Here is a 23586-nt window from a genome sequence, read left to right on the forward strand (position 1 = left end):
TCTCTTCTATTCCTCGTTTATCATTTCCTCAAATACGGCTGAGACTTTGTTAAATTCTTCGTCGCTTTCAATGGGTATAAAGTCGCCGTCTTCATCCAGTTTTAAGAAGAACACGTCGATATCTTCTTCTGTGTCTTCCTCAAGATCTTCTACGAAGCTGACAGCAGCATATTGATTGCCATCAACCTCTGCAGACGCGAGGACCTCCACTTCCATTTCCTGATCATTTTCATCACTGATTGTAAAAACTTCTCCAACTTCTATCTTGTCCATTTTTTATCTCCTCTCCATAGTAGGTTCTTTCTATGTTTTCCCGTTTTAGCAGATTTTCATGCCTAAAATAGAAAAAGGATCGGCTTTATGATGCCGATCCTTGCCCGCATTAAGGATTACTTAATACCTGCTGCCTCTTTCTTTTCCACTTTTACACTCCATCCAAACGGGTCTGCCGCTGTTCCTTTTTGGATGCCTGTCAAAGTATCATAGATTTTCTTAGATAATTCCCCGGTAATGCCTCCGCTGATTTCAATTTTCTTATTGTCCCAGAAAAATTCGCCAATTGGAGAGATAACTGCAGCGGTGCCTGTTCCAAATGCTTCTTCAAGCTGGCCATCCGCATGTGCCTGGTAGATTTCTTCAATGGAGATTCTGCGCTCTGACACTGGAATATTCCAGTATTTCAGTAACTCGAGTACAGAGTTTCTGGTGATTCCTTCTAAGATGCTTCCATTAAGCTCAGGTGTTACAACTTCACCGTTAATTTTGAAGAAAATGTTCATGCTTCCCACTTCTTCAATATATTTATTTTCTTTTCCGTCAAGCCATAGAACCTGCGAATATCCTGTTAAGCTGGCAAGCTCCTGTGCTTTCAGACTCGCTGCATAGTTTCCTCCGGTTTTAGCGGTGCCTGTTCCCCCTTTTACTGCACGGACATATTCGTTTTGAACAGCAATTTTAACAGGGTTGATGCCTTCCTTATAGTAGGCGCCAACTGGAGAAAGGATAATGATGAATTTGTATCTCTTTGATGGGGCCACTCCAAGGTATGGCTCAGTTGAAATGACAAATGGGCGGATGTACAGTGAAGTGCCTTCAACATTGGGAATCCAGTCACGATCGAGTGATATTAATTCTTTTAAGGCATAAAGAGCAAGCTCTTCATCAATTTCAGGAATGCATAATCTGGAGTTGGATTTATTCAATCTCTCCATATTCTTTTCTGGCCTGAACAGCAATACCTCATTTTCGATTGTAAGATATGCTTTCAATCCTTCGAAGACACTTTGCCCATAATGGAAAATCATTGCAGCGGGATCAAGCGAAAGCGGCTGGTAAGGTACAATTCTTGGATCATGCCATCCCCGGCCGGCAGTATAATCCATTTCAAACATATGATCGGTAAAATTTTTGCCAAACTCCAGGTTATCAAATGCAGGTTTTTGTTTTTTCTCAGGTGTGCGATTGATTTCAATTTTAAATTCAGTCATTGTCAAAACTCCCTATCTGTAGATGATTTAAAAACCTCATGCCTGCTTTTCCTGCTGCTCTTAATAGAGGATAAATAAAAACGCCCAGTCATCCTCCGAGCGTGGACGAAAGGGCTTGCTTCCCGGCAACAACCAATATGGATGTTCAACAGCTGCTTATAGTCATTGTAATAAGACTCGTATGCTGTTTTTGAAAAGGTTGCCTTTCGCTCTTTTCTACTTCAAGGCAGTAGTGCAGTTATCTGTTAAAGTTTTTATAAGTTTTTCTAATATTATGATATTCTCCTATTTAATTGTCAATATGAATTAACAATAAATTTAGAATTAATTCGAATTACTGAAAATTCTATTTGCAAAAGAAATGGCAATTAAGATGAAAAATCATGAATTTAAATCTATAATCAATATATAAATACATAAGGAGATTTATGATGATGAACAGCAAAGAGCTTGAAGAAAGAATTATTCAAAACTATCAGGGCGAAGAAAAAATGATGATTCTCGTTTTTGCCCAGTGGTGCATTAATCACAATTTAGATCCTGAGGAAATCTATTTAAAGGCATATCCTGATCAAAGCAAAAATATTTCACTGCAGGAGGCGCTGGAGCTGACAGTTCCAAAAGAAGAAGCGGGCGATGTGCCTGATGAGACATTGCTTGGTGTTCTATCAATGTTCGGAAATGATGATTTGGCCTTCGTCGTTATGGAAGAATTAAAGAAAATGAAAAAGGACAGCTAAGCCTGGATTTGGCTGCTGCCCTTTTTTGCTAGAAACACTTTTATTTAAACCAGCCCTTCTCCTTGGACTGGGTAATAGCTTCAATTCTGTTCGTAACTTCCAGCTTGTCAAGGATAGCAGATATATAGTTACGGACGGTTCCTGTTTTAATGCTGAGCTGGTCGGCAATTTCCCTGGTGTTCTTGCCGTCAGCAATCAGCTCAAGCACCTCTTTTTCACGGTCGGTCAGCGGGTTTTCTTCCCCATATACATCATCCATTAATTCAGGTGCATAGATGCGCTTTCCTTCCACGACGTTTCTGATTGAGCTGGCGAGCTCTTCACTTGGGCTGTCTTTTAATAAGTATCCCCTTACACCGGCCTTAAGGGCACGCTGAAAATATCCTGACCTTGCAAAGGTTGTCAGAATAATAACTTTGCATCCCATGCCTTTCAATTCTTCCGCCGCTTCCAAGCCGCTTTTTTCCGGCATTTCAATATCCATAATGCATACATCCGGTTTAAGGGTTTTGACAAGAGATATGGCTTCCTTCCCATTCGATGCTTTGCCAATGACCTCCATATCGTCTTCAAGATTTAACAGGGATCCTAAAGCACCAAGCACCATCCGCTGGTCTTCAGCTATGACGATTTTAATCATGCCTTTTCCTCCTTATTTGTTTCCTTCACGACTGTTGGCACCTTCATTGTAATCGTTGTTCCATTTTTAGATTCAATATCCAGGCTTCCATTGACGAAGTCGAGCCGCTCTCCTAATCCAAGCAGTCCAGACCCTTTGCCGATATCTGCTGAGGGATTCATGCCCACTCCGTTATCCTGGACAGTAATGCTAACTTCATTCCAGGTTTGTTCAATGCTGATGCGGCATTCTGTTGCATTACTGTGTTTTACCACATTTGTCACAGCTTCTTTCATGCACATGCTTAGAATATTCTCAAGGAAGAGTGACACATTCTTTAATTTGATATCTTCTTCCCCAATGAATTCGATTGAGGCTGCCTTTAAGATTTGCTTAACAAGTATAATTTCTTCCTTCAGCCTGATTCCTCTCATCTGGGAAACCATTTTTCTTACTTCGTTTAATGCTGTTCTGGCCGTTTGCTGAACGTCTATAAGTTCTTCCTTTGCCTGGTCAGGATCCTTACTGATGAGCTTCCTGGCCAGATCGCTTTTTAACCCGATCAGAGACAATTTTTGTCCGAGTGTATCATGAAGATCGCGGGCAATCCGCTGCCTTTCTTCCTGTTTGACAAGCTCCGCAATCCTTTTGTTGGCATCTTCGAGCTGTTCTTCAAGCATTTCCTGCTTTTTCTTATTGTGAATGTTAAAAGGAAGCAAAATTACACTGATCCAGATGATTATGATAAAAGGGATCTGTTCGAGAAATAATGGCTTCTGTGTTACAAAATTAATGTTAATTGAGATGGTGGTTGCCACCAGGTGGATGACATATAGCGTTAAAAATGCAATCCTGTTTTTGATATGGCCATTATAATAAGCAATATAAAATGCAAAATAAATAAACGAAAATAGAATGGTCATTGTAATCGATATGCTGATTAAGATGCCTGTCCATAAATAGACGGGCCACTTCCGCGATATAAAGGCAAAACGCAATGATATAAAAAAGAAAATGGTCAGGATAATTCCAACGGCTATGGCGATTTTAGAGGTGGATCTGAAGATGAAATAAAACGGCAAAATGCTGAATACACTCCATATATAAGGAGAAATGCCTGAACTTTTCAATGTAGCGAAATACTTTTTAAACATGTGAGGTACCCTCTTTTTATTCGTGAAATAATGAAACAGCTCCTTTGCTATCATATCACAAAGGAGCTGTTCTTCAGCAGATTATACACTTAGTTTACGGCTTCACAGATGCAGTTTTCGCTCTGCTCTGTTTTTTGCTGTGGGCAGACTGCTTTGCTGCTCCATATCCCGTGAAGTCCTGGGCTTCTTCATCCCATAAGCGGAATCGAAGTGACTTCAGGCTGGTCGAAAGAGTAATGGTCGGTACATTCTGAAGTTCAGCTGTATTATAATGTGCGCTTTCGAGATTATAGTTAGGCACGCGTGGGCTTAAGTGATGAATATGATGGAACCCGATGTTCCCGGTTAGCCACTGAATTACTTTTGGAAGCTTGTAAAAGGAGCTTCCTTCTACTGCCGCTTTTACATACTCCCACTTATCATCTTCTTCAAAATAGGAGTCTTCAAATGTATGCTGTACATAGAAAAGCCAAATCCCCGCTGCTCCGGAAATTAAAAAGATAGGTCCTTGCACCATTAGGAATGCTTCCCATCCGATGGCCCAGCACATGAACGCATACAAACCAGCGATGGCTGCGTTTGTAAGATAAGTATTGATGCGTTCATTCTTTCTTGCCCCTTTTCTGTTAAATCGGTTTTTTAACAAAAATACATAAATCGGGCCTAAACCTAACATGACGAACGGATTGCGGTAGATGCGATAGGCTGCGCGTGTCGACCAAGCCGCATCCTGGTATTCTTTCACTGTCAGTGTCCAGATATCTCCTGTACCACGCTTGTCCAGATTACCGCTTGTTGCATGGTGAACATTGTGGTCATGCTGCCATTGGTGATAAGGGAAAATGGTAAGTATTCCTGTGAATGTGCCAACGATTTTGTTTGCTTTGCGATTTTTGAAAAAGGAATGGTGGCAGCAATCATGGAAAATGATGAAGATCCTGACCAGGAAGCCAGCTGCAATGACAGATATGCCAAGCGTCAGCAGGTAAGAAAAGCTCAGGCTCTTATAAGCAAGGAACCACAGCAGGAAAAAAGGTCCCAGAGTATTGACCAGCTGCATGATGCTGCGTGTTAAATCGGATTTTTCATAGGGTGCCATTTGTTTTTTTAAGTTGAGTTGTTTTTGTTTAGAAGTCATTTTTTAATTCCCTTCTTCATGACGTTAACCTTATGATAAAGGGTTTTCAGAAGGTTTTGTAGACATGAGTGTCATGTCCAAACCATGATAAATGTCATGGTTTGCTGAAAAATTAAGATGAGATCCTATAAATAGGCTATAACTTTTATGTTTCCCTAAAAAAAATTTTTATTTTTTAGGATTATTTTGCCTCACACATGACTTCTAATTCCCTAGGACATAATGAAATTGATATTAAATAAAAAGGAGAGTTTTGAATGCACAATCATAATCAACTCGGCAAAACAGATATCGATTCTCCCATACAAGCTTCAATTGAGCAGATTTGGAAGAATATGTGTGGAGGCTGGGATCAATTCAATCAGTCAGCCGTACTGGATTTTTTAAGCCAATGTGAGGAAAAAGGCATTGATTCACAATTCGCAATGAGCTGGATTGAGAAACATAAAGATAAGATTCCGGATTGGCAGACGGTTTCCAGAGTATCTCTTGATTGGATGAATCAGCATACAGCTTCTGGCTCTCCATTATCGAATGAGACCTTTAAATAACCACATATGCAAAAGAATGCAAGAGCCCCTTGGCATATTACCAAGGGGCTCTCTTTTAATGAGGAATATTAGGATTTGGCATTTGCCCTTGAGCTGGCATTTGCCCCTGTGCAGGTGCATATGCATTTAACATTTGCTGCATATCCTGCTGTGTAAACTGAGGTACCTGGTAAAAATGATGTTTGTTTTGATAAATCGAAAGTTCATAAGCCATCTCAATGCAATTTGGGACTGAATCAGCCAGTACCCTCCGGACAACTGGATTTGTTGTTTCGAGAGCAGCCATTGTTTTCATGGAAGCGGCAGATTTTAATGCTCCCAGAAGGCAGCCGGAAACTGTTTCTTCATTCATTTCGGAGACAGATTGGATTGGCTTTTTTGGCTGAGAAGGCTTTAAACCATAAATAAAATCATTATTCTGGTTCATTTTATAGCTCTGTGTTGGTTTTGAAGGATCTTTACCTGTCTGGAAGCATTCCAGTGTAGTATTGTATTCCTCTTGCACAAATTGATATTGGCGGTCCATTATACTTGCCAGTTCTTGATCTTGTACGTGCTGACGCAATAGTGAGTATGTGTTTAAGGTGCCGACTGTACCTGATAAAACCTCTTGAACATCAAGAACTTCATGTGCTCCATGGTTGAGCTGCTGAGGTATATTTCCTGTATGCATATTTTGATGCATCTGGTTAGGCTGATTTTCCATTTGGATTCCTCCTTTTTTATTAACAATCTTTATCATGCAGATTTTTAAATAGAAATATCCATGGGATGGTAAAAAAAATAAATAAAAAAAAGCAGTTCGATTGAACCGCTTTTTTATTTGACTTCCTCAATCGTTTCTGTCAGTAAGAATAGATATCTGTAAATTAGATTGTAAGCATCGTTTATGGTCATGTCTTCTTTAAAGCCCTCCAAGTCATCCAAAGCAAAATTGAGTTCCCATAACCCATCTTGCTGGTTAAACATTAGATCAAATGTTGCTGAATCACCTTGTAATGTTCTTTTTAAATATGACCTTATTGTTTCTGCTTTTTTTTTAGGCAATTTAAGTCCAAGCATGACATCATAGGTTCGGAACAGATCATCGAATTCAAATGAGATGGCGTCTGCACCAATAATCCCAAACCATTCAGACTCAAGGTAAATAAACTCTTTAATATTTTTCACAAAATAATCGATAGGCTGGTTTAGAAAATCGGGTGTCTCCTGTGAGAGGACTTCTTCTGTTTCCTTGTTTCCTCTCTCTATATATGCATTTGCAAAGCGGGCTTTAGGATTTTTGATTATTAAAGATTCAGCATTTGATAATAGCTGATGCTTTTCAGCAAATTCTTTTTCTTCTTTGTATATTTCGTTTCCTGGTTCCTTGAGATGATTTTCAATCCGTTCTTTTAACATTTCGCTCCTCCTTTAATTATGGTTACCTTCCGCGTCTTTTTGACATGTTACTCACAGATTTAGGCGCTGAAGTCTTCTTTTTTGATTGTGATTTGCTGCGGTTTACATTACCAGCTGATTTCAATGGTTTTGATTTTTTCCTTTGCCCTTTTCTGCTCTTTGTTGGGGAAGTTTTGCCTTCATTCTTTTTTCTGTCTGCATCTTCCCGATTATCATTTTTCTTTCTTCCAGGTGAAGCTGGGCTTTTTTGCACTTGAGAGTTTTTTTCTGATGACCTGGAAGGCTTTTCTCTTTCATGGCTATTGCCAAGGTTCTGCTTGGAAATTGTAATGTTCAGCCCTTTTTCAATTGCTTCAAGGAGCGGTTTGTCTGCGGATGAATAAAAAGTGATTGCCATCCCCTTCATGCCAGCCCTTCCCGTTCTTCCGATTCGGTGAACATAGCTTTCCGGATCCAGTGGAATATCATAATTAAATACATGTGTGACACCTTCCACATCAAGTCCCCTTGCTGCAACATCAGTTGCTACTAATAGCTGTAATTCTGCGTCCCTGAATCGTTTCATCACTTGTTCCCGTTTAGACTGAGATAAATCTCCGTGAAGCTCATCACATTGGAAGCCATTTGATTTTAGTACATCATTGAGCTTGCTAACCCTGCGTTTGGTCCGGCAAAAGATGACGGCTAAATAAGGTCTATGAGTTTGAATTAATTGCATGAGTGTTGCCTGTTTGGCACGGTCGATCGTATGTATCGCGATTTGCTTAACTGAATCTGCCGGCCCCTGAGTTTTTTCGACTTGAATATACTGTGGTTCTTTCAGGTGTTTTCTTGCCAGTTTTTTTATTTCTGCTGGAATAGTGGCTGAGAAAAGCATGGTCTGCCTGCTGCCAGGAGTCTCTTTAATAATATCCTCCACTTCATCCAAAAAACCGATATGTAGCATTTGATCGGCTTCATCCAATACCAGAGAACCCACTTGTGATAAATCAATGGTTCTCCGTTTGATATGGTCCAGCAGCCGGCCAGGGGTCCCCACTACAATTTGGACATGTTTTTGCAGCTTTTTAAGCTGTTTTTCGACATCCTGCCCTCCATATACCGCCAAGACATCTATTTGATCATTGTCTTGTGTAAGATTTATCACTTCGTCCGTAATCTGCAAAGCCAATTCCCTTGTTGGTGTTACAATTAAAGCCTGGATATGAGCGGCAGCCGGATCAATGCTCTCTAGAATCGGCAGAATAAAAGCAAAAGTTTTGCCAGTCCCTGTCTGGGCTTGAGCTATGACATCCTTTCCATCCATAACAGCAGGTATGGCTTGCTCCTGAATAGGTGTTGGCTTAGCAATACCATGGTTCAGGAGTACATCAGACAGCTTTTTAGAAATGCCAAGTGTTACAAATTCATGCAAATAAAACCCTACTTTCTTTTCCTGGTATATTAAAATCGTCCTTATTTATATTGTGTGTTTCGCGGCAAAATAGCAAGCATTCTTATTGCAATAAAACACAAAAAAAAGGTGAACAATGAGTTCACCCTGAAAACTATCCTCTTTTTGATAAAATTTTATCAATTGTTTTTTTTACTTTGCCTACGATTTCAGGCCATTTTCTGCAAATCTCCCTGCTTAATCCCATTTGAAAGGATATATCAAAAGGTTCAATCCCGATTAGGAAGCCTTCCAATTTGTTTCTTTGATCGTATAATGCTTGAAACAGATGCAGATTATGCGGCGACAATCCCAGGAATTTATGCGAGTAAGCCCTATCCAAAGGAAAAACTCCAATATCACCTGGAGTACCTCCAGATAACACTGCATCAAGGATAATGACAAACTCTGCTCCTTCCAGCTTTGAAAGGCTGTAATCTATGTCTGATTCACCTATGATATATTCGCATTCCAGGCTTTTTTCAGTTTTCCTAAGCTCTTCAGCAAGATACACACCGATCCCATCATCCTTCATCAGTCGGTTGCCTATCCCTAAAATAATGGCCTTCTTCATTAAAACACCTGAATGGTTTTGATTTCTTTCCCTGGTCTATGTACATGTGTCGCACATGACATGCAAGGATCAAAGGAACGCAGGATTCTGCCGATTTCCACTGGATTTTCAGGATCTTGAATTGGTGTGCCCATTAATGCTTCCTCTGCAGTTCCCAGATATCCCTTCTCGTCGCGAGTGGAAAAGTCCCAGGTTGATGGTGTTATGATTTGATAGAAGGCTATCTTTTTATCATTAATTTTTATCCAGTGGCCCAAAGCGCCGCGTGTAGTGTCTACCAGTCCCCTGCCCGATGCCTCTTCTTCCGGCAATTCATACTTTTTCTGTACGTTTGTATTAGGAATAAGCAAATCCAAAAGGGTTTTCATAATGCCGGCAATTTTTTTCGCTTCTAATGCCCTTGCAATCGTTCTGTCCATCGCAGAGATGCCGTTTGTATAATCCCCGCTCAATATCAGTCTTGCTAAAGGGCCGACTTCGAATGGGAGATCGTTGTATCTTGGTGCTTTTACCCATGAATAAGCTTTTTCTTTTTTGCGGTCCGGTTCTGGAATCGCATCATTAGGTGAGTAAGCAGAAGAGGATGACTTGTACCAGGAATAATCTATTTTCTCCTGAATTTTAGTTTCATCAAATGACTGGATCCCATTATCCGTATACACAAGAGGATCTACGTATAAGGTTTTGATATCCTTATAGTGATTAAATGCACCATAAGTTAAAAGGTTCCCATATCCGCCGCCCAAACGATAATACTCTGGATAATACCTGGAAATTTCAAAAACATCCGGAATCATTTTTTCATCAATAAACTTAGCTATTTTCTGAAGAATGGAATCCAAATGGACGATTTTTTCTGCTGTAGCCTGAGTTGTAATACCGCCAATAAAAACACCATGGTTATGGGGAGCTTTTCCTCCGAGAACGGCAAGCATTTGATGGGCAAGCCTGCTTATTTCCAGTGATTCGAAGTAATGCTGGGAGATAACTCTATTTACTTTTTGAGGCAGTCTGAAATCATTATGGTCCGCCTGCAGCAATGTGTTTCCTTCAATTTTTACAAAATCGGGAACCGTATATTGATAAAAATGGCGAATATGGTTTTGTAAAAACTCACAGCAATGGATTATATCGCGAAGATATCTTCCCTGCTCGCTTGGTTCAATGTTCAGCGCATCCTCCAAAGCGGTTGAAGATGCCATTGAGTGGGCAGCGGAACAAATGCCGCAAATACGCTGGGTAAAATATACAGCATCAAAGGGGCTTCTGCCGACAAGCATTTGCTCAAAGCCCCTGAATAGGTTTCCTTTTGTTTTAACATCTACAACCTGATGCTGGTCGACGATCACTTCAACTTCCATAAAACCGCTTATTCTTGTTAATGGATTAATGACGATTCGCTTACTCATCCTTCACCACCCTTGTTGTGTCATAACTGATAAAAGGAGCCATCGCATCAGGAAATCCAAATTGGGCACATCCAATGCAAGGGGTATCATCCCCTATCGGCCAATTCACATGGCCATTCCATTGCCTTGTAGGACAATCAGTCCTGGTGACAGGACCACGGCAGCCAAGCTTAAACAAACAGGTTTTATCTCCGAGCTTTTCAGCAAAAATACCCCGGTCGAAAAAAGGCCGTCTAGGGCATCTGTCATGAATTAGAGTGCTATAAAACATTAAGGGCCGACCGAGATTATCGGTTTCCGGATCACCATATAAAAGAATGTGGGCTAAGGTTCCTAAAAACCAGTCTGGGTGGACAGGGCAGCCTGGCAGTTTAATCATATCTTTATCAGGGAGAACTTCCTGCAATCCTACCGACTGGGAAGGGTTGGGCCTGGCTGCCGAAACACCCCCGTGGGTAGCACATGCCCCTACGGCAAGAATATGGGAAGCTTTCTCCCCTAGCATTTTTGCTGCTTCCAAACCGGTAAGCGGTTTTCCCTGCCAGCTGCCGATAATGTTATATAAACCATTGTCCCTTAGAGCAACTGCTCCCTCCACTGCTAAAATATAGTCTTCGTCCATAGCTTTAATAAGCCTGTCTATGGCCTGCTCCCCCTCTGCAGCCATTAAGCTATTGCTGTATACGAGATTGACCATCGATCCCATCATATACTCAAAGTCCGGATTGGCTCCGTTCAGTAAGGAAATAATATTGCCGGAGCATCCATTCAGCTCTAAGTATACAAGGTTTTTCTTTTTAACCGAGCCGTCTTCAATACCGTTTCTGGCACTAGCTGTTAACCTGGCTGCAATGGCTTCATTGGTCAATGACTCTGGCGGCAAAATATAATTTTCCACTACACCAACCTCCCGATGACTGGCAAAGTCGCTAAAATCGATTTCTGTCCTGCGTGGCAGGATGCGAACTCCTGGGTATAATCCTTCCCTGATACCAAACCAAAATGGGTGGCAGCCGCCCAAGCTCTGTTATTGGTTACATCATAAACGACTCCGCCCACGGCTACATAAGCAGGCCTTCCATTTTTGCCATCGTAATTCGATAATTCCTGGATTGTAAAGGTTTGATTAGGAAGGGTTAATTCTGGATATGCTGCAGGTGCGGGTAATGGCTGGCTGGCTGGCATCGTGGGCTGGGCTGGACCATTACTACTAGCTGAAATCGATGAAATGGCATGACTGGCCAACAGTTCATTTAGAAATTGAATACTTGTCAACGCATCCCATAGCCTTTGAAGTCTTAACTGTTTTGCAGTGGGATCGGACGTGACAGAAATGGTGTAAATATCATGCTTTGCCTGACTTATAAGGCTATTCACCTGCTGCTGAAGCATCCTGATGTTTTGCATGGCTTTCTCTCCCTTAGGCTTTCATACCCTATCCTATGCAGGTAAAGAAGAAAACTTTAACAAATCCTGGGCAGCAACAATCCGGCAAGTCGGTGCAAACTGCGTGTTGTCCCAAGAGGTGTCTTTAAGAAAAGCTTCCCCGCACTTTTATTTGTGCCGGTTACCCGCCCAATGACAGCAGCGTTTTCACCTAACGGATGTTTTCTTAATGATTGAAGTGCCAGCTTCTCCTTCTTTGAATCTACCACCAAAATAATCTTTCCTTCATTTGCGAGATAAAGAGGGTCGAAGCCTAAAATATCGCATGCCCCATGAACATCACCCCTAATCGGAATCGATGGTTCATCAATTTCGCAATTAAAATGAAAGTCCTCGCAAAGCTCCACAAGAGCTGTTGCAAGGCCTCCCCTTGTAGGATCTTTTATTAATCGTATTCCATCTGTCGTTTGCACCAGGCTCTGTATAAGCCCATTAAGGGAAGCGCAATCACTTGCAACATCCGAAAGTAAGCCAAGCTCTTTTCTGGCGCTGAGAATTGCAATTCCATGGTCTCCGATTGTTCCGCTTAAAATGATCGAATCGCCTTTCTGAATCCCTTCTGGCTGTAATTTCTGTCCGTTTTCCACTGCTCCAATGCCGGTAGTATTGATGAATAACTGATCAGCACTTCCTTTTTCCACCACTTTTGTGTCTCCTGCCACAATTCTGATCCCTGCTTTTTCAGCTTCGGCAGCCATGCTGTTAACCACTTCCTTCAAATCTTTAAGGGGCAGGCCTTCTTCAATAATAAATCCTGCTGTCATAAATTTAGGAATGGCACCGCTGACAGCCAAGTCATTAACAGTCCCAGTAACAGCGAGCTTCCCAATGTTTCCTCCTGGAAAGAAGCTCGGTTTTACAACATAGCTATCAGTTGTTAATGCAATGGTTTCGGAACTGCATTGGAATATGGCCGAATCGTACTTTGTATGCTCCCCATGGCCAAATGCTTTTTCAAAAACATCCTTGATCAGCTTATGTGTCAGCTCCCCGCCTTCCCCATGGGCCAAATTTATCCGCTGCAGCATGATCACTCCTCCCTCATATAGTGGTAATGTGCTGCACATGTTCCTTCTGATGAAACCATGCAGGGGCCTATTGGATTAGCTGGTGTGCAGGCTTTGTTGAAAAGGATACATTCTTCAGGAACAGCCAATCCCCGAATGACTTCACCGCATCGGCATTTTGTCTTTCGGGGAGGGTCAACATGAATCTTAAATTTGTTTTTGGCATCAAATGTTTGGTAATTCTCTTTAAGTACCAGGCCACTTTTGGGAATCGCCCCTATTCCACGCCAAACTTCATTTGCTGGCTGTAAATATTTACTCATTAGGCTTTTGGCAGAGGCGTTTCCTGACTCTGAAACTACGTAAGGGTAATCATTAATGATTTCTGATTTATTTTCTAAACAAAGCTGCAGCAATTTATAAATGCTGCTTAGAAGCTGGACAGGCTCAAAACCAGAAATGACTCCAGGCATCCTATATTCTTCTGCTAAAAAAGAGTAACTCTCTTTTCCTAGCACAACGGACACATGGCCGGGGAGCAAAAAACCGTCCAGGTGAATTTCGCCTGCTTCGAGAAGAGCCCGTAAAACTGGCTCGACCAATTTAGTCGTCATCCAAACGCTAAAATTGGTTAAACCTCTAAGTTCTGCTTCCTGAATGGCTGCAGCCAGCAAAGGAATCGTGGTTTCAAAGCCAATGCCTAAAAAAATAACTTCCTTGTCAGGATTTTCTTCAGCGATTTGAAGGCTGTCCAATGGGGAATAAACTACACGAATATCCTTTCCCTCTGTTTTGGCTTCAAGCAAAGAATGCTTGGATCCCGGGACGCGCATCATATCCCCAAATGTACATAGAATTCGGCCGCTTTCCTTTGATAAGCTGATCATGCTGTCTATCGTTTTTTGGTCTGTTACACAAACAGGGCAGCCCGGGCCCGCTATTAATCGAACGTAATCTTTTAATCTTGTTTTTACACCCGTTTTAGCTAGAGCCATCGTATGGGAGCCGCATACCTCCATAAAAACAGGTTTACGGCCAGTCAGTTGAATATATTGCTTAGCTAAATGAATGACTGCTTCTGCTGACTGCTTGCTTAGAACCGGATCAGAAAAGGGTGCCATGCTGTCCATCAATTATTTTCCTCCATTCTTCCATGCTTTCGCGTGCATATTCCTCATTGATGATGGTCATAGCCTGTCCTGCATGAAGCAGGACATAATCATTGATTTTTACCTCTGGAACAAAGAGGATGCCCACATACATCTTTGAACCCATAACTTCGACAAGAGCACGGTCTTCTTCAAGTTTAATCACTTTGGATGGAACACCTACACACATAGGAATCACCGCCTTTTTTCCTCTTTAGCTTTAGTCTGTTGGGCTGCAATCATTAATTGCCCTAATGATAATCCGCCATCATGGCAAGGAACTTTCTTATGCGTATAAACAGAAAAACCTTTCCCCTGAAGGTGTCTGGAAAGCTCTTGGGCAAGAAATAAATTTTGAAATGATCCTCCTGAAAAGACAATCTGCCGGTTATAGTCAGGTCTTTCATCTGCTTTACTTAAAATTAAGTTTACGGATGCAGATACCACTGTTTGATGAAATCTTTGAATAATAGCAGCTGGCGGCACCGACTCGAAATATTCCTGGATTATTTTATAAATCATCGGCGAGAAGTCGAGCTGGTATGGTTCTCCTTTGTTTTTTATAAGCTTAAACGGATATGGTTTGCAGTTTGCTGAATGAGGTCTGTATATATAATCTGATAATTTAATAGCTGCTTCTCCCTCGTAAGTGGACGTTTGGCAGATTCCTAATATGGCACTTACAGCATCGAAAAGCCTCCCGCACGTTCCGGCAAGTGGTGAATTGATCTTCTTATTCACCATATTTTCAATTATGTTAATTTCCCTGGCTTTTTGAGGAAACAGTTTAATAGCCAAATCTTTTCCATGACTTGGCCAGAAATGAACGATCATACCAGCTGCATTTCTCCAGGGCTCCATTACAGATTTCTCACCGCCAGGAAGCGGACTATATGTGAGATGGCCCAGCCGTTCATAGGAAGCGGCACTGCCATATAATAATTCAAACCCCCAAATATGGCCGTCATCCCCGTAGCCTGTACCATCAAGAATCAGGCCAAAACATGGTTCATGCAGATTATTGTCTGCCATGCATGATACATGGTGAGCGTGATGGTGCTGAACTTTAATCACTGTTCCCTTAAAACGACTGGCAGATTTATTTACGAGGTACGATGGATGTGAGTCAACTGCAATAAATTCTTCCTTTAATCCTAGCCAGCTTTTATAATGATTCACTTGATTCTCATAATGCTGAAGCATCTCTTCATTATCCAAATCTCCTATATGCGGCCCCATATAAATGCTGTGGCCTTTACCTGCAGCAAAAGCATTTTTTTGATTGCCTCCTAAAGCCAGGATGTGATTGAGCGGTAAGGCGGATGTAAAAACATCCGGTATAAAACCCCTAGAACGCCGGAGAAAAGTGATTTCCCCATCCTGATTCACTTGTATAACAGAGTCATCCACGGGGTGAAGAATAGGACGATTATGAGTAAGAACATAGTCACTAAGAATACCGGGGTCTTCTTTGAAATGAAGCGGCAGTCCGGACGGGTTAGAGCTTGTCAGTACGATGCATTCCAGATTGCTGTTCTCAAACAGCAGATAATGGAGCGGCGAATACGGAAGCATGACACCGATGGTAGATAACCCTGGGGATAGCAGGTCAGGAAGTTCGCAGCTCTCTTTTTTTCTTAAAACAACGATCGGCATTTCTGGACTCTTTAGCATTTCCGCTTCTTTTTCTGTTAGCTGGCAATACTTCTTGGCAGTTTCAAGTGATTTTGCCATGATAGCCATAGGGCGCTGTGGCCTGTTTTTTCGAATTCTTATTTCATTAATCGCCTTTTCATTGTGTGCATCGCAGGCAAGATGATACCCGCCTATCCCCTTAATGCTTAGAATCTTACCATTCGATAAAAGGCTTGAGGCCTCTTGAATAGCTTTCTGATTTGTTTTCACAGGCTTCTTATTTAAATCATATAGAATTAGTTCAGGTCCGCAGTTAGGGCAGCACACCGGCTGTGCATGATGGCGGCGATTTGATGGATTTTCATATTCTTCCTGGCAGGATATACACATATGAAATTTGTCCATGGCAGTTTGGGGCCTGTCATAAGGAAGCCCCCGAATGATCGAATACCGCGGTCCGCATTGAGTGCAGTTTGTAAAAGGATAACGAAACCGCCTGTTATCCTCTTCACGCATGTCGTTTAAGCAGTCATTGCAGATTCCAGCATCTGCCGGTATTAATGGCTCAGCATGACCGCTTCGATTGCTTGGAACGATTATAAATTCCTTAAAAAACGATGGCTGATTTTCATCCACAATGATTTCTCTAATTTTTGCCAGTTGAGGAGGTCTGCTATGGATGTGATCGATCATGCTGGCAATTAAGTCCCTGGAGCCTTCTGCATGAATAATGACTCCTTCCAGATTATTTTGAACCGTTCCATTAATGTTGTATTTTTTTGAAAGGTTAAATATAAAGGGACGAAACCCGACACCCTGCACTCTTCCTGTTACTTTAATTCTGACTGCATACAGCATTGGCATAAGCTTCCTTTAACCAATTTATCCATTCCTCCATCCCCTCTGCTGACTGCGAAGACAGCGCAAGAAAATCAGCATCAGGATTAATAGTGTGTAAATCCCTCCGCGCTTCTTCTAAATCAAATTGTACGTAAGGGAGTAAATCTGTTTTATTGATAATTGTTAAATCGGTACGGTGAAACATCAAGGGGTATTTGGGAATTTTATCATTCCCTTCCGGTACACTGAGAATCACAGCTTTGTAATCTTGTCCCAAATCATAGCCTGAGGGACAGACCAGGTTGCCGATGTTCTCAATAAAAAGGATATCAATCTCTTCAAGCTGGAATTCAGATAATGTTTTTGCTATCATTCTTGCGTCAAGATGGCAGCCGCCAACTGTGTTAATTTGTACAGTTTTTACTCCTATAGCACGAAGCCTTTCTGCATCCCTCTCAGTTGCCAGATCACCCTCTATGACTGCGATTTTAAATTCCTTTGCCAGCGCTTTTACGGTTTTCTCAAGCAGTGTGGTTTTTCCCGCACCAGGCGAACTCATAAGATTGATGACAAGTGTTTGTTTTTGTTTAAACAAAGTTCTATTAAAATTGGCGGCAATATTGTTATTTTTCAAAACATCATCGTCCAATTTAATCTTCAAAACGCTCACTTCCTTCATAAGACTCAACTTGAAAAGATTCACCGGATATTATCTCAGTATTTATTTGATTGCAATGTGGACAAAGGGCAATTCGGTAATCGGGGGTAAATTCTTTTCCGCACTCTTTGCACCTGGCTTTCGCTACTTCTCTTATAATCTTCAGCTCTGTTTTTTCGCTGATCAGGTTGTCCTCCAGTTTTTGAAAGAAACTAAATGCAAGTTCTAATGCATCGGGCAGAACATTGGAAAGTTCCCCGACAATAACAGAGATTCGATTAATCTTAACAAAGCCTCTATCGATGGCATCTGCTTCCACTATGTAAAGAATATCAGCCATTAGAGACATTTCGTGCATTGGTAACCTCCTTCAGTAAAGAGACTGTTTATTAATAGATATTCTAAATTTTTCAGGAAAAGACCGAATGGTTTGATTGAAAATAAAAAGCCCATTTCGGACCGAATGGTCTTCATTGGGCTTCTAACTCTAAATATTTAATCAATCCCAATCCCGTGTCGGCTCTTTCTCCTCCGCCATTTCCATTCCATAAGCAAGGCGAGGGTTCAAGGCGGCTTCCTTGCGGTTATTCTGGTGATTGGAAGCTGCGGTTTTTAATATATAGCGGTGGATAAACACCTCGGAAAGAGTGATAATTCCTGCTGCAATGACACTTCCCCACGCTATTTGCAAGTAACTGTTAAGCAATACACTCCCAAAAACCCATACAGATGCATAAACCAGGAAAAAGTCAGCAATGAGGGCATTCCGGTTTCCCAGGCGGGGAAGAATGATCCGATCACCAAGCATATATGACATAACCGTTACCAGTAGGCTGAAAGAAACAATATCGGCAAATGTTGCATCGAAAAATAAATCAAGTGCTATGGCAAAAGCAATCATGCTTGATACAAATTTAAGTACAAAAATTAATGTTTTATTCATATGTGGTCCTCCTTTGCCTATAGTTTTTATCAATCTGAAGAATCCCATTCATTTTCCTTTCATTCGCGGCAAAAGCAATTTTTTCAAAAAAATAAACAACTTGTTCAGTGCCTCTCAATATAATGGTAGTAAAAAGGATTACATTTTAAGTTAAAGGTTGTGGAAGAGTGATACTCCGAGACAAAATACTTAATGTGGTGATAATAGGTGAGTGCTGAATATAAATTTCAAAATCTTCAGGAAAGGAATTTGACTTTTGAACAGGTATTCAACCGTATCTTACTTTTTATGAAGCGAAATCCTGATGGGAATTTCAGACTGATGATCGGAACCGATTCACAGGTCCATTGCAATCGCACAGTTTTTATTACCGGGATTGTTATTCAAAACGAGCGAAAAGGTGCCTGGGCATGTATTCGAAAAACAGTAATCCCCAGGAAAATGCTGCATCTTCATGAGAGAATTTCCTATGAAACCTCGCTGACAGAAGAAGTGGTCTCTTTGTTTACAGAGGAATACAAAGATAAAATGTTTGATATCGTTCTTCCATTCATCTACAAAGGCGGCTCTTTCTCCATGGAAGGACACATGGACATAGGATCAGGCAAGAGAAATAAAACGAGGGAATTTGTGAAGGAAATGGTCTCCAGAATCGAATCAATCGGCCTCGAGCCAAAAATAAAGCCGGAAGCATTCGTAGCCTCCAGCTATGCTAATCGATATACGAAATAAAAAGAACTCAAGTTGATGAGTTCTTTTCATTGAGAGGCAAACTAAACGCCTGCATGTTCCCTATATTCCTGTTCGGCCTTTGATGCGACAGCCTCTGTCAGTTCAGCAGTAATTTCCGGAAGAGCAGTATTAAGCAATGAATTTGCCACTTTAGCCATCATTCCCTCTGCTGATATTTCAAGTGACCCTGTCATGATGTTTATATTATTCCTTCCTTTTTCTGCAAGAAAATATCCATGTCCAGTAAACTTCTCATTAAGTCCTGTTAAATGAAACGTAACCTTTGTCGGCTCCTGCCAGCTCGTTATATCCACTTTTAATTCAATTTTTTTCTTAATAATCCCCATATCGCTTTTAAAGCTCCAGGTTGATTCTCTGTCACTTAGTACCTCATGTGCAATATAACCGGGCACTAAGGGTGCCCAATTTCCAATATCACTGACAAAGTTCCATATTGCCTCAATCGGTATGTTTACTTCCTCCTGATGTGTGCAGCTTGCCATTTTTACCGCCCCTTTAAGACTTTCATAGTTGTTTTCCATGCATATCTATTCGGAATGGACGGGTAAAATTCATGAATTAATTAATCTCCGGTTGCCAAATTAATTTTTAACATTCCTCTTCACTTAAATGAGCCGAATAATAAGAAGAATTAAAGTGAAACTTATAGTATTGTTGTAAATTCATCAAAACTTATTCTTAGTTGAAGAACAAAAACTGGAACAGGAGTGCTGAAAATGAAGGCAGTAACCTATCAGGGACCCAACCGGGTAGCTGTGACCAATGAGGATGACCCGAGGCTGGATAAAAAGGATGACATTATTGTCAGGATTACTTCCACAGCAATATGCGGCTCTGATTTGCATCTGTATCAGGGGAATATGCCGCTGCCGGAAGGATATATTATTGGACATGAACCAATGGGGATTGTTGAGGAAGTCGGGCCTGAAGTAACCAAAGTAAAAAAAGGCGACAGAGTGGTCATTCCCTTTAATGTTTCCTGCGGAGAGTGTGTATACTGCAAGCAGGACCAAACAAGTCAATGTGACAATTCGAATCCGCATTATGATTCAGGAGGCTATTTTGGGTATACTGAAAAATTTGGGAATCATCCAGGAGGCCAGGCGGAATATTTAAGAGTCCCCTTTGGCAATTTCACTCCATTTCTTGTACCCGAATCATGCGAGCTTGAAGATGAATCACTGCTGTTTTTATCTGATGTCCTCCCTACTGCTTATTGGAGCGTCGTGAACGCAGGGGTTAAAAAAGGCGATACAGTCATTGTTCTGGGCTGCGGTCCTGTTGGATTAATGGCACAGAAATTTGCCTGGATGGAAGGTGCAGAACGTGTCATTGCCGTGGATTATCTTGATTATCGGATGAATCATGCCAAGGCATCAAATAAGGTCGAGGTATTTGAATTCACAAAGTATCCTGATATGGGAGAGCATTTAAAGGAAATCACCCATGGAGGCGCTGACGTTGTTATTGACTGTGTAGGAATGGATGGCAAAAAGTCACCTCTGGAATTCATTGAACAAAAGCTAAAGCTTCAAGGCGGTACGCTCGGGCCAATACAGATTGCAGCTAAAGCGGTCGGAAAAACAGGAACGGTTCAGCTTACAGGTGTTTATGGGGCTAACTATAACATGTTCCCGCTGGGTGCCTTCTTCGCCAGAAACATCAATTTGAAAATGGGACAGGCTCCTGTCATTCCATTCATGCCCATGCTGTATGAAAAAATTGTCAATGAAGAATTTGATCCGAAAGACATCATTACCCATAAAATTAATCTTGAAGACGCAAGTCATGGCTATAGAATTTTCAATAGCCATGAAGACAATTGCATAAAAGTAGTTTTAAAGCCCTAATACGTAAAAGCCTGCTGTCTTGCCAGCAGGCTTTTTTAATGAGCATGAGGGTATTACCTTCTGTAGTAATGGTACCTTCTTCTTGAACGTGAAGAATGACATTCATCACAGATTTGATATTCGTGTTCCCAGGGCAGTTTTTTGCCACATTTTCTGCATTTTCTTGAGAGCTCTTTAATATCGGTTTTCAGTCTTTCGTGAACATGGTCGCTGATTTCTTCCCTTAATCTTTCCCAGTATAACGCTTCTGTTCTCTGCTCAAGACGATACAGGAACAGCAAATGCAGGCCTATTGCTTTATAAGTCAACTCCAGCTCTTCCAGATTCCGGTTCTTGATTCGGGGCTCTGGAAGCTCCTCCCCATCAATAATGGCATACATGGTTTCTTCCCATTGCCGAACAAGATCATGTTCTTTTTTAGAGAATGGCAGATGGAGAAATCCATACAGGTCCATTAGGCCAAGCTTGGCTTCAATTTCTGTGCCCCGTATCCTTTCATAAAGGTCTCTCTCCTCTGTTAATGCCGCTTTTTTGGTTCCTCTGGGGCTCTCAAACTTATCCCAAAACTCAAAGAATGATCCGAGATCGCGGTAATACCTTTGGAATCTTTCAAATACTGTATTTGTTGGGGCTATGGCAAAGCTGTGGACCGGGGCATCCTCCATTTCAAGCAAGGCCTTCATTCTTTTGATATCTTTTGTAAAAGCAACTTTCCCAATGTTGTAAAGCCCTTTTCGCCCTGCCCTTCCTGCAATTTGCTTAACTTCCTGTGAAGTAAGGGTTCTCCTTTTCGTTCCGTCAAACTTATCATTTTCCAAAAAAACAATTCTCCGGATAGGCAGGTTGAGTCCCATCCCAATGGCATCAGTGGATACGATGACGGAAGTTTCACCTTTTATAAAACGCTGGACTTGTTTTTTTCTGGTTTCAGGTGGCATCGCTCCATAAATCATGCTTACTGAGTGCCCTTCCTGCTGAAGTCTTGAGGCTGTTTCAAGTACTCTCTTCCTTGAAAAACAGATGAGTGCATCGCCTTTTCGTACATGACCGAATTTGAATTCCTTTGCTTCGACTTCAAGAGGAATATCCCGGCTGTATTCATTCAGTTCAATATCTGCTTCGCCAAGAAGCTGGAGCATCATGCTTTTAGCGCTGCGGCTGCCAATGATATGGACTTCATTGGCATTTGCCTTGGTAATTGCTTTATACCAGGAGAAGCCTCTGTCTTTATCCGTGATCATTTGGGCTTCATCAATAACAATGACGTCATAATAGTCCTTTTCGTAGAACATTTCTACGGTGCTTGAAAGATGCTCAGAACCGGCAACTGCCTTCTCCTCTTCACCGGTTTTCAAAGAACAGGGTATACCTTCGCGGTTCAGTTTATCATATACTTCGAGAGCCAAAAGCCTTAAAGGTGCCAGATACATGCCGCTTTTGGCTGATTTCATTCCTTCAAGTGCATGATGTGTTTTCCCTGTATTGGTTTCACCAATATGAAGTACATACCTTTTGGCCCGTTCCACTGAGGGACTGTATTCCTGCCCGAATATATATTCGAGCATGCGTTCCTCTTCTTCTTTCTTCCGCTGCTGCTCAGCCAATTCTTCTGCTATTTTTCTCTCCCTGTCAGCAATGTCCTTCTCGAGCAGATCTTTATGGACTTCAGGGTCAAAGGGGATATCCGCAAGCCTCAGCAGATCTTCAATATATTCCTCCTGAATGCTTTCAAAAAAGCTTTCATCAAGATCCTGAAGAGTATGGGCAATTAACTTCTTCACCGACTTACCGGTCAGCGGTTTCTGATAAGCGTCTTCATATTCCTCGAATAAATGATGCGGAAGGTTCTGCAGGACTAGCGATTGCAGAGAATCGGACAGAAATCCCGATATATTGTTCTTATAGACATAGTAATAGGCTTCATATTCAAAATAGCCCTTGCCCCCATACAATGCTTTATGAATATTTCCTGTCAGCTCCTCAAAGAATTCACCCATTACAGTATAATCACCTGCATCAAAGCTTCCTGTCTCCTCAAGCTTTTCCTCAAGAGCAAAGGTATCCACTTTTTGATATCTTATCTTGTTTCTAAAATCGGAAACCAGCTGCTTTGAAGCCATATGTCTGACATGAAGATATAGAAGGCTATAATCTTTTTCAATAATTTCATCCATTTTCTTTTCAATATCTTCGCGGACTCGATACTTCTTTCGCTGAAGCCGCTCCTCTTCTGCTTTCTGCAGATAATGAGCCCGTGCATTCTCATAGCGCTCAGCCCAAGCTTCATTATTGCTTTCAAATATGTCATTAAGCCAGTCCAAACTGTTAAAAGGCTGATAATCCCTCATTTCAGTCCGGAATAGGTGATTGATTATTTTCCTGTCAACATTTTCTGTGTCGTACCCTTTTTCACTTAAATATTTCTTTTTTTCATGCTTGGATATTTTGGCAGTGATTTTATTCAGCCACACATTTACCCAGATTTGATCAATATAATGAAATCTTTCAGAAAGATATTCCTTATAGGAGGGCATCGATTCTTTGCTGCCCAGATAGCGGTCGGCATCCTCCAGGATTTTTATTTTTGTATGCTCAGCAGCATTATTGTAAATCTGTTCAAGCTGATTCATGGTCCGTTCCCCTTTAAACATCACCAAACCGTGATGTAATCATTATGACTTAGGTTATGTATGATATTGATAATTTAAGTAGTCTTCATTTTACCATCTTTTGAAAAAATATCATTGACATAAAACTTAAACCGACATATAATTTATCTAGAATTAAAATATCTTGAATTC

General features: G+C 41.3%; 25 protein-coding genes. 4 read left to right on the forward strand and 21 right to left on the reverse strand.

Annotation, left to right across the window (positions count from 1 at the left end):
• Positions 1 to 6: 6 nt before the first annotated feature.
• Entirely contained in the window at positions 7 to 273 is a 267-nt protein-coding gene (locus IRB79_RS13280) for a DUF1292 domain-containing protein (protein ID WP_243509006.1), read from the reverse strand.
• Positions 274 to 389: 116 nt separating this feature from the next.
• Positions 390 to 1487, reverse strand: a complete 1098-nt coding sequence (locus IRB79_RS13285) for a branched-chain amino acid aminotransferase (RefSeq protein ID WP_243509009.1) — start codon at positions 1485 to 1487, stop codon at positions 390 to 392.
• Between the two features lie 434 nt (positions 1488 to 1921).
• On the opposite strand from IRB79_RS13285, the gene IRB79_RS13290 reads away from it, so the two are divergent.
• Positions 1922 to 2227: a hypothetical protein gene (locus tag IRB79_RS13290; RefSeq protein WP_019379946.1), complete on the forward strand. Its 306-nt coding sequence runs from the start codon at positions 1922 to 1924 to the stop codon at positions 2225 to 2227.
• A gap of 40 nt (positions 2228 to 2267) precedes the next feature.
• On the opposite strand, the gene IRB79_RS13295 is transcribed toward IRB79_RS13290, so the two are convergent.
• The 3 genes from IRB79_RS13295 to IRB79_RS13305 form a co-directional block, all read right to left on the reverse strand.
• Positions 2268 to 2867: a response regulator transcription factor gene (locus IRB79_RS13295; protein ID WP_243509012.1), complete on the reverse strand. Its 600-nt coding sequence runs from the start codon at positions 2865 to 2867 to the stop codon at positions 2268 to 2270.
• Positions 2864 to 4000 (reverse strand): sensor histidine kinase, encoded by a 1137-nt coding sequence (locus IRB79_RS13300; RefSeq protein WP_243509014.1) that lies wholly within the window; start codon positions 3998 to 4000, stop codon positions 2864 to 2866. The genes IRB79_RS13295 and IRB79_RS13300 overlap by 4 nt, the downstream gene beginning before the upstream one ends.
• A gap of 94 nt (positions 4001 to 4094) precedes the next feature.
• The gene (locus IRB79_RS13305) at positions 4095 to 5138 is read right to left on the reverse strand and encodes a Delta(5) desaturase DesA (RefSeq protein WP_243509017.1); all 1044 of its coding nucleotides are present in this window, start codon (positions 5136 to 5138) and stop codon (positions 4095 to 4097) included.
• 257 nt (positions 5139 to 5395) lie between these two features.
• On the opposite strand from IRB79_RS13305, the gene IRB79_RS13310 reads away from it, so the two are divergent.
• Entirely contained in the window at positions 5396 to 5689 is a 294-nt protein-coding gene (locus tag IRB79_RS13310; RefSeq protein ID WP_243509020.1) for a hypothetical protein, read from the forward strand.
• A 55-nt stretch (positions 5690 to 5744) separates the two neighbouring features.
• Here the strand turns inward: IRB79_RS13310 and IRB79_RS13315 are convergent, their stop codons facing one another.
• The 14 genes from IRB79_RS13315 to IRB79_RS13380 form a co-directional block, all read right to left on the reverse strand.
• Positions 5745 to 6395: a spore coat protein gene (locus IRB79_RS13315; RefSeq protein WP_243509022.1), complete on the reverse strand. Its 651-nt coding sequence runs from the start codon at positions 6393 to 6395 to the stop codon at positions 5745 to 5747.
• 113 nt (positions 6396 to 6508) lie between these two features.
• Positions 6509 to 7090, reverse strand: a complete 582-nt coding sequence (locus IRB79_RS13320) for a branched-chain amino acid aminotransferase (RefSeq protein WP_243509025.1) — start codon at positions 7088 to 7090, stop codon at positions 6509 to 6511.
• 22 nt (positions 7091 to 7112) lie between these two features.
• Positions 7113 to 8504 carry a DEAD/DEAH box helicase gene (locus IRB79_RS13325; RefSeq protein ID WP_243509028.1) on the reverse strand — a complete coding sequence of 464 codons (1392 nt, stop codon included), beginning with the start codon at positions 8502 to 8504 and terminating at the stop codon, positions 7113 to 7115.
• Between the two features lie 133 nt (positions 8505 to 8637).
• Positions 8638 to 9096: a hydrogenase maturation protease gene (locus IRB79_RS13330; protein ID WP_243509029.1), complete on the reverse strand. Its 459-nt coding sequence runs from the start codon at positions 9094 to 9096 to the stop codon at positions 8638 to 8640.
• A complete protein-coding gene (locus tag IRB79_RS13335; protein ID WP_243509034.1) occupies positions 9096 to 10505 on the reverse strand; it encodes a nickel-dependent hydrogenase large subunit in 1410 nt (469 codons plus the stop codon). The genes IRB79_RS13330 and IRB79_RS13335 overlap by 1 nt, the downstream gene beginning before the upstream one ends.
• Complete coding sequence (locus IRB79_RS13340) at positions 10498 to 11403, reverse strand: hydrogenase small subunit (protein WP_243509036.1); 906 nt, start codon at positions 11401 to 11403, stop codon at positions 10498 to 10500. The genes IRB79_RS13335 and IRB79_RS13340 overlap by 8 nt, the downstream gene beginning before the upstream one ends.
• Complete coding sequence (locus IRB79_RS13345; RefSeq protein WP_243509040.1) at positions 11403 to 11912, reverse strand: cytochrome b5 domain-containing protein; 510 nt, start codon at positions 11910 to 11912, stop codon at positions 11403 to 11405. The genes IRB79_RS13340 and IRB79_RS13345 overlap by 1 nt, the downstream gene beginning before the upstream one ends.
• 56 nt (positions 11913 to 11968) lie before the next feature.
• Positions 11969 to 12979 (reverse strand): hydrogenase expression/formation protein HypE, encoded by a 1011-nt coding sequence (gene hypE, locus IRB79_RS13350; protein WP_243509043.1) that lies wholly within the window; start codon positions 12977 to 12979, stop codon positions 11969 to 11971.
• A 2-nt stretch (positions 12980 to 12981) separates the two neighbouring features.
• Positions 12982 to 14088 carry a hydrogenase formation protein HypD gene (hypD, locus tag IRB79_RS13355; RefSeq protein ID WP_243509403.1) on the reverse strand — a complete coding sequence of 369 codons (1107 nt, stop codon included), beginning with the start codon at positions 14086 to 14088 and terminating at the stop codon, positions 12982 to 12984.
• Complete coding sequence (locus IRB79_RS13360; RefSeq protein ID WP_243509047.1) at positions 14063 to 14296, reverse strand: HypC/HybG/HupF family hydrogenase formation chaperone; 234 nt, start codon at positions 14294 to 14296, stop codon at positions 14063 to 14065. The genes hypD and IRB79_RS13360 overlap by 26 nt, the downstream gene beginning before the upstream one ends.
• A 5-nt stretch (positions 14297 to 14301) precedes the next feature.
• A complete protein-coding gene (hypF, locus tag IRB79_RS13365; RefSeq protein WP_243509050.1) occupies positions 14302 to 16599 on the reverse strand; it encodes a carbamoyltransferase HypF in 2298 nt (765 codons plus the stop codon).
• Positions 16577 to 17242, reverse strand: a complete 666-nt coding sequence (gene hypB, locus IRB79_RS13370) for a hydrogenase nickel incorporation protein HypB (protein ID WP_243509052.1) — start codon at positions 17240 to 17242, stop codon at positions 16577 to 16579. The genes hypF and hypB overlap by 23 nt, the downstream gene beginning before the upstream one ends.
• Positions 17232 to 17597, reverse strand: coding sequence for a hydrogenase maturation nickel metallochaperone HypA/HybF (locus IRB79_RS13375; RefSeq protein WP_243509055.1), 366 nt, complete (start codon positions 17595 to 17597; stop codon positions 17232 to 17234). Before IRB79_RS13375 ends, hypB begins: the two co-directional genes overlap by 11 nt.
• A gap of 141 nt (positions 17598 to 17738) precedes the next feature.
• A complete protein-coding gene (locus tag IRB79_RS13380) occupies positions 17739 to 18182 on the reverse strand; it encodes a YndM family protein (RefSeq protein ID WP_243509058.1) in 444 nt (147 codons plus the stop codon).
• A 207-nt stretch (positions 18183 to 18389) separates the two neighbouring features.
• On the opposite strand from IRB79_RS13380, the gene IRB79_RS13385 reads away from it, so the two are divergent.
• Positions 18390 to 18914: a ribonuclease H-like YkuK family protein gene (locus IRB79_RS13385; protein ID WP_243509059.1), complete on the forward strand. Its 525-nt coding sequence runs from the start codon at positions 18390 to 18392 to the stop codon at positions 18912 to 18914.
• Positions 18915 to 18955: 41 nt separating this feature from the next.
• Here the strand turns inward: IRB79_RS13385 and IRB79_RS13390 are convergent, their stop codons facing one another.
• Positions 18956 to 19417: an SRPBCC family protein gene (locus IRB79_RS13390; protein WP_243509062.1), complete on the reverse strand. Its 462-nt coding sequence runs from the start codon at positions 19415 to 19417 to the stop codon at positions 18956 to 18958.
• A 234-nt stretch (positions 19418 to 19651) separates the two neighbouring features.
• Between IRB79_RS13390 and IRB79_RS13395 the strand changes: the two genes are divergently transcribed.
• Positions 19652 to 20785: a zinc-dependent alcohol dehydrogenase gene (locus tag IRB79_RS13395; protein WP_243509064.1), complete on the forward strand. Its 1134-nt coding sequence runs from the start codon at positions 19652 to 19654 to the stop codon at positions 20783 to 20785.
• Between the two features lie 53 nt (positions 20786 to 20838).
• On the opposite strand, the gene IRB79_RS13400 is transcribed toward IRB79_RS13395, so the two are convergent.
• Complete coding sequence (locus IRB79_RS13400) at positions 20839 to 23415, reverse strand: DEAD/DEAH box helicase (RefSeq protein WP_243509067.1); 2577 nt, start codon at positions 23413 to 23415, stop codon at positions 20839 to 20841.
• Between the last annotated feature and the right edge of the window lie 171 nt (positions 23416 to 23586).

Source organism: Cytobacillus oceanisediminis, from assembly GCF_022811925.1.
In the GTDB taxonomy this organism is placed as follows: Bacteria; Bacillota; Bacilli; order Bacillales; family Cytobacillaceae; genus Cytobacillus; species Cytobacillus oceanisediminis_D.

Coding starts and splice junctions, on each gene's coding strand:
- IRB79_RS13280 (WP_243509006.1), bottom strand. CDS start 273: ATGGACAAGATAGAAGTTGGAGAAGTTTTTACAATCAGTGATGAAAAT.
- IRB79_RS13285 (WP_243509009.1), bottom strand. CDS start 1,487: ATGACTGAATTTAAAATTGAAATCAATCGCACACCTGAGAAAAAACAA.
- IRB79_RS13290 (WP_019379946.1), top strand. CDS start 1,922: ATGAACAGCAAAGAGCTTGAAGAAAGAATTATTCAAAACTATCAGGGC.
- IRB79_RS13295 (WP_243509012.1), bottom strand. CDS start 2,867: ATGATTAAAATCGTCATAGCTGAAGACCAGCGGATGGTGCTTGGTGCT.
- IRB79_RS13300 (WP_243509014.1), bottom strand. CDS start 4,000: ATGTTTAAAAAGTATTTCGCTACATTGAAAAGTTCAGGCATTTCTCCT.
- IRB79_RS13305 (WP_243509017.1), bottom strand. CDS start 5,138: ATGACTTCTAAACAAAAACAACTCAACTTAAAAAAACAAATGGCACCC.
- IRB79_RS13310 (WP_243509020.1), top strand. CDS start 5,396: ATGCACAATCATAATCAACTCGGCAAAACAGATATCGATTCTCCCATA.
- IRB79_RS13315 (WP_243509022.1), bottom strand. CDS start 6,395: ATGGAAAATCAGCCTAACCAGATGCATCAAAATATGCATACAGGAAAT.
- IRB79_RS13320 (WP_243509025.1), bottom strand. CDS start 7,090: ATGTTAAAAGAACGGATTGAAAATCATCTCAAGGAACCAGGAAACGAA.
- IRB79_RS13330 (WP_243509029.1), bottom strand. CDS start 9,096: ATGAAGAAGGCCATTATTTTAGGGATAGGCAACCGACTGATGAAGGAT.
- IRB79_RS13335 (WP_243509034.1), bottom strand. CDS start 10,505: ATGAGTAAGCGAATCGTCATTAATCCATTAACAAGAATAAGCGGTTTT.
- IRB79_RS13345 (WP_243509040.1), bottom strand. CDS start 11,912: ATGCAAAACATCAGGATGCTTCAGCAGCAGGTGAATAGCCTTATAAGT.
- hypE (WP_243509043.1), bottom strand. CDS start 12,979: ATGCTGCAGCGGATAAATTTGGCCCATGGGGAAGGCGGGGAGCTGACA.
- hypD (WP_243509403.1), bottom strand. CDS start 14,088: ATGGACAGCATGGCACCCTTTTCTGATCCGGTTCTAAGCAAGCAGTCA.
- IRB79_RS13360 (WP_243509047.1), bottom strand. CDS start 14,296: ATGTGTGTAGGTGTTCCATCCAAAGTGATTAAACTTGAAGAAGACCGT.
- hypF (WP_243509050.1), bottom strand. CDS start 16,599: ATGCTGTATGCAGTCAGAATTAAAGTAACAGGAAGAGTGCAGGGTGTC.
- IRB79_RS13375 (WP_243509055.1), bottom strand. CDS start 17,597: ATGCACGAAATGTCTCTAATGGCTGATATTCTTTACATAGTGGAAGCA.
- IRB79_RS13380 (WP_243509058.1), bottom strand. CDS start 18,182: ATGAATAAAACATTAATTTTTGTACTTAAATTTGTATCAAGCATGATT.
- IRB79_RS13390 (WP_243509062.1), bottom strand. CDS start 19,417: ATGGCAAGCTGCACACATCAGGAGGAAGTAAACATACCGATTGAGGCA.
- IRB79_RS13395 (WP_243509064.1), top strand. CDS start 19,652: ATGAAGGCAGTAACCTATCAGGGACCCAACCGGGTAGCTGTGACCAAT.
- IRB79_RS13400 (WP_243509067.1), bottom strand. CDS start 23,415: ATGAATCAGCTTGAACAGATTTACAATAATGCTGCTGAGCATACAAAA.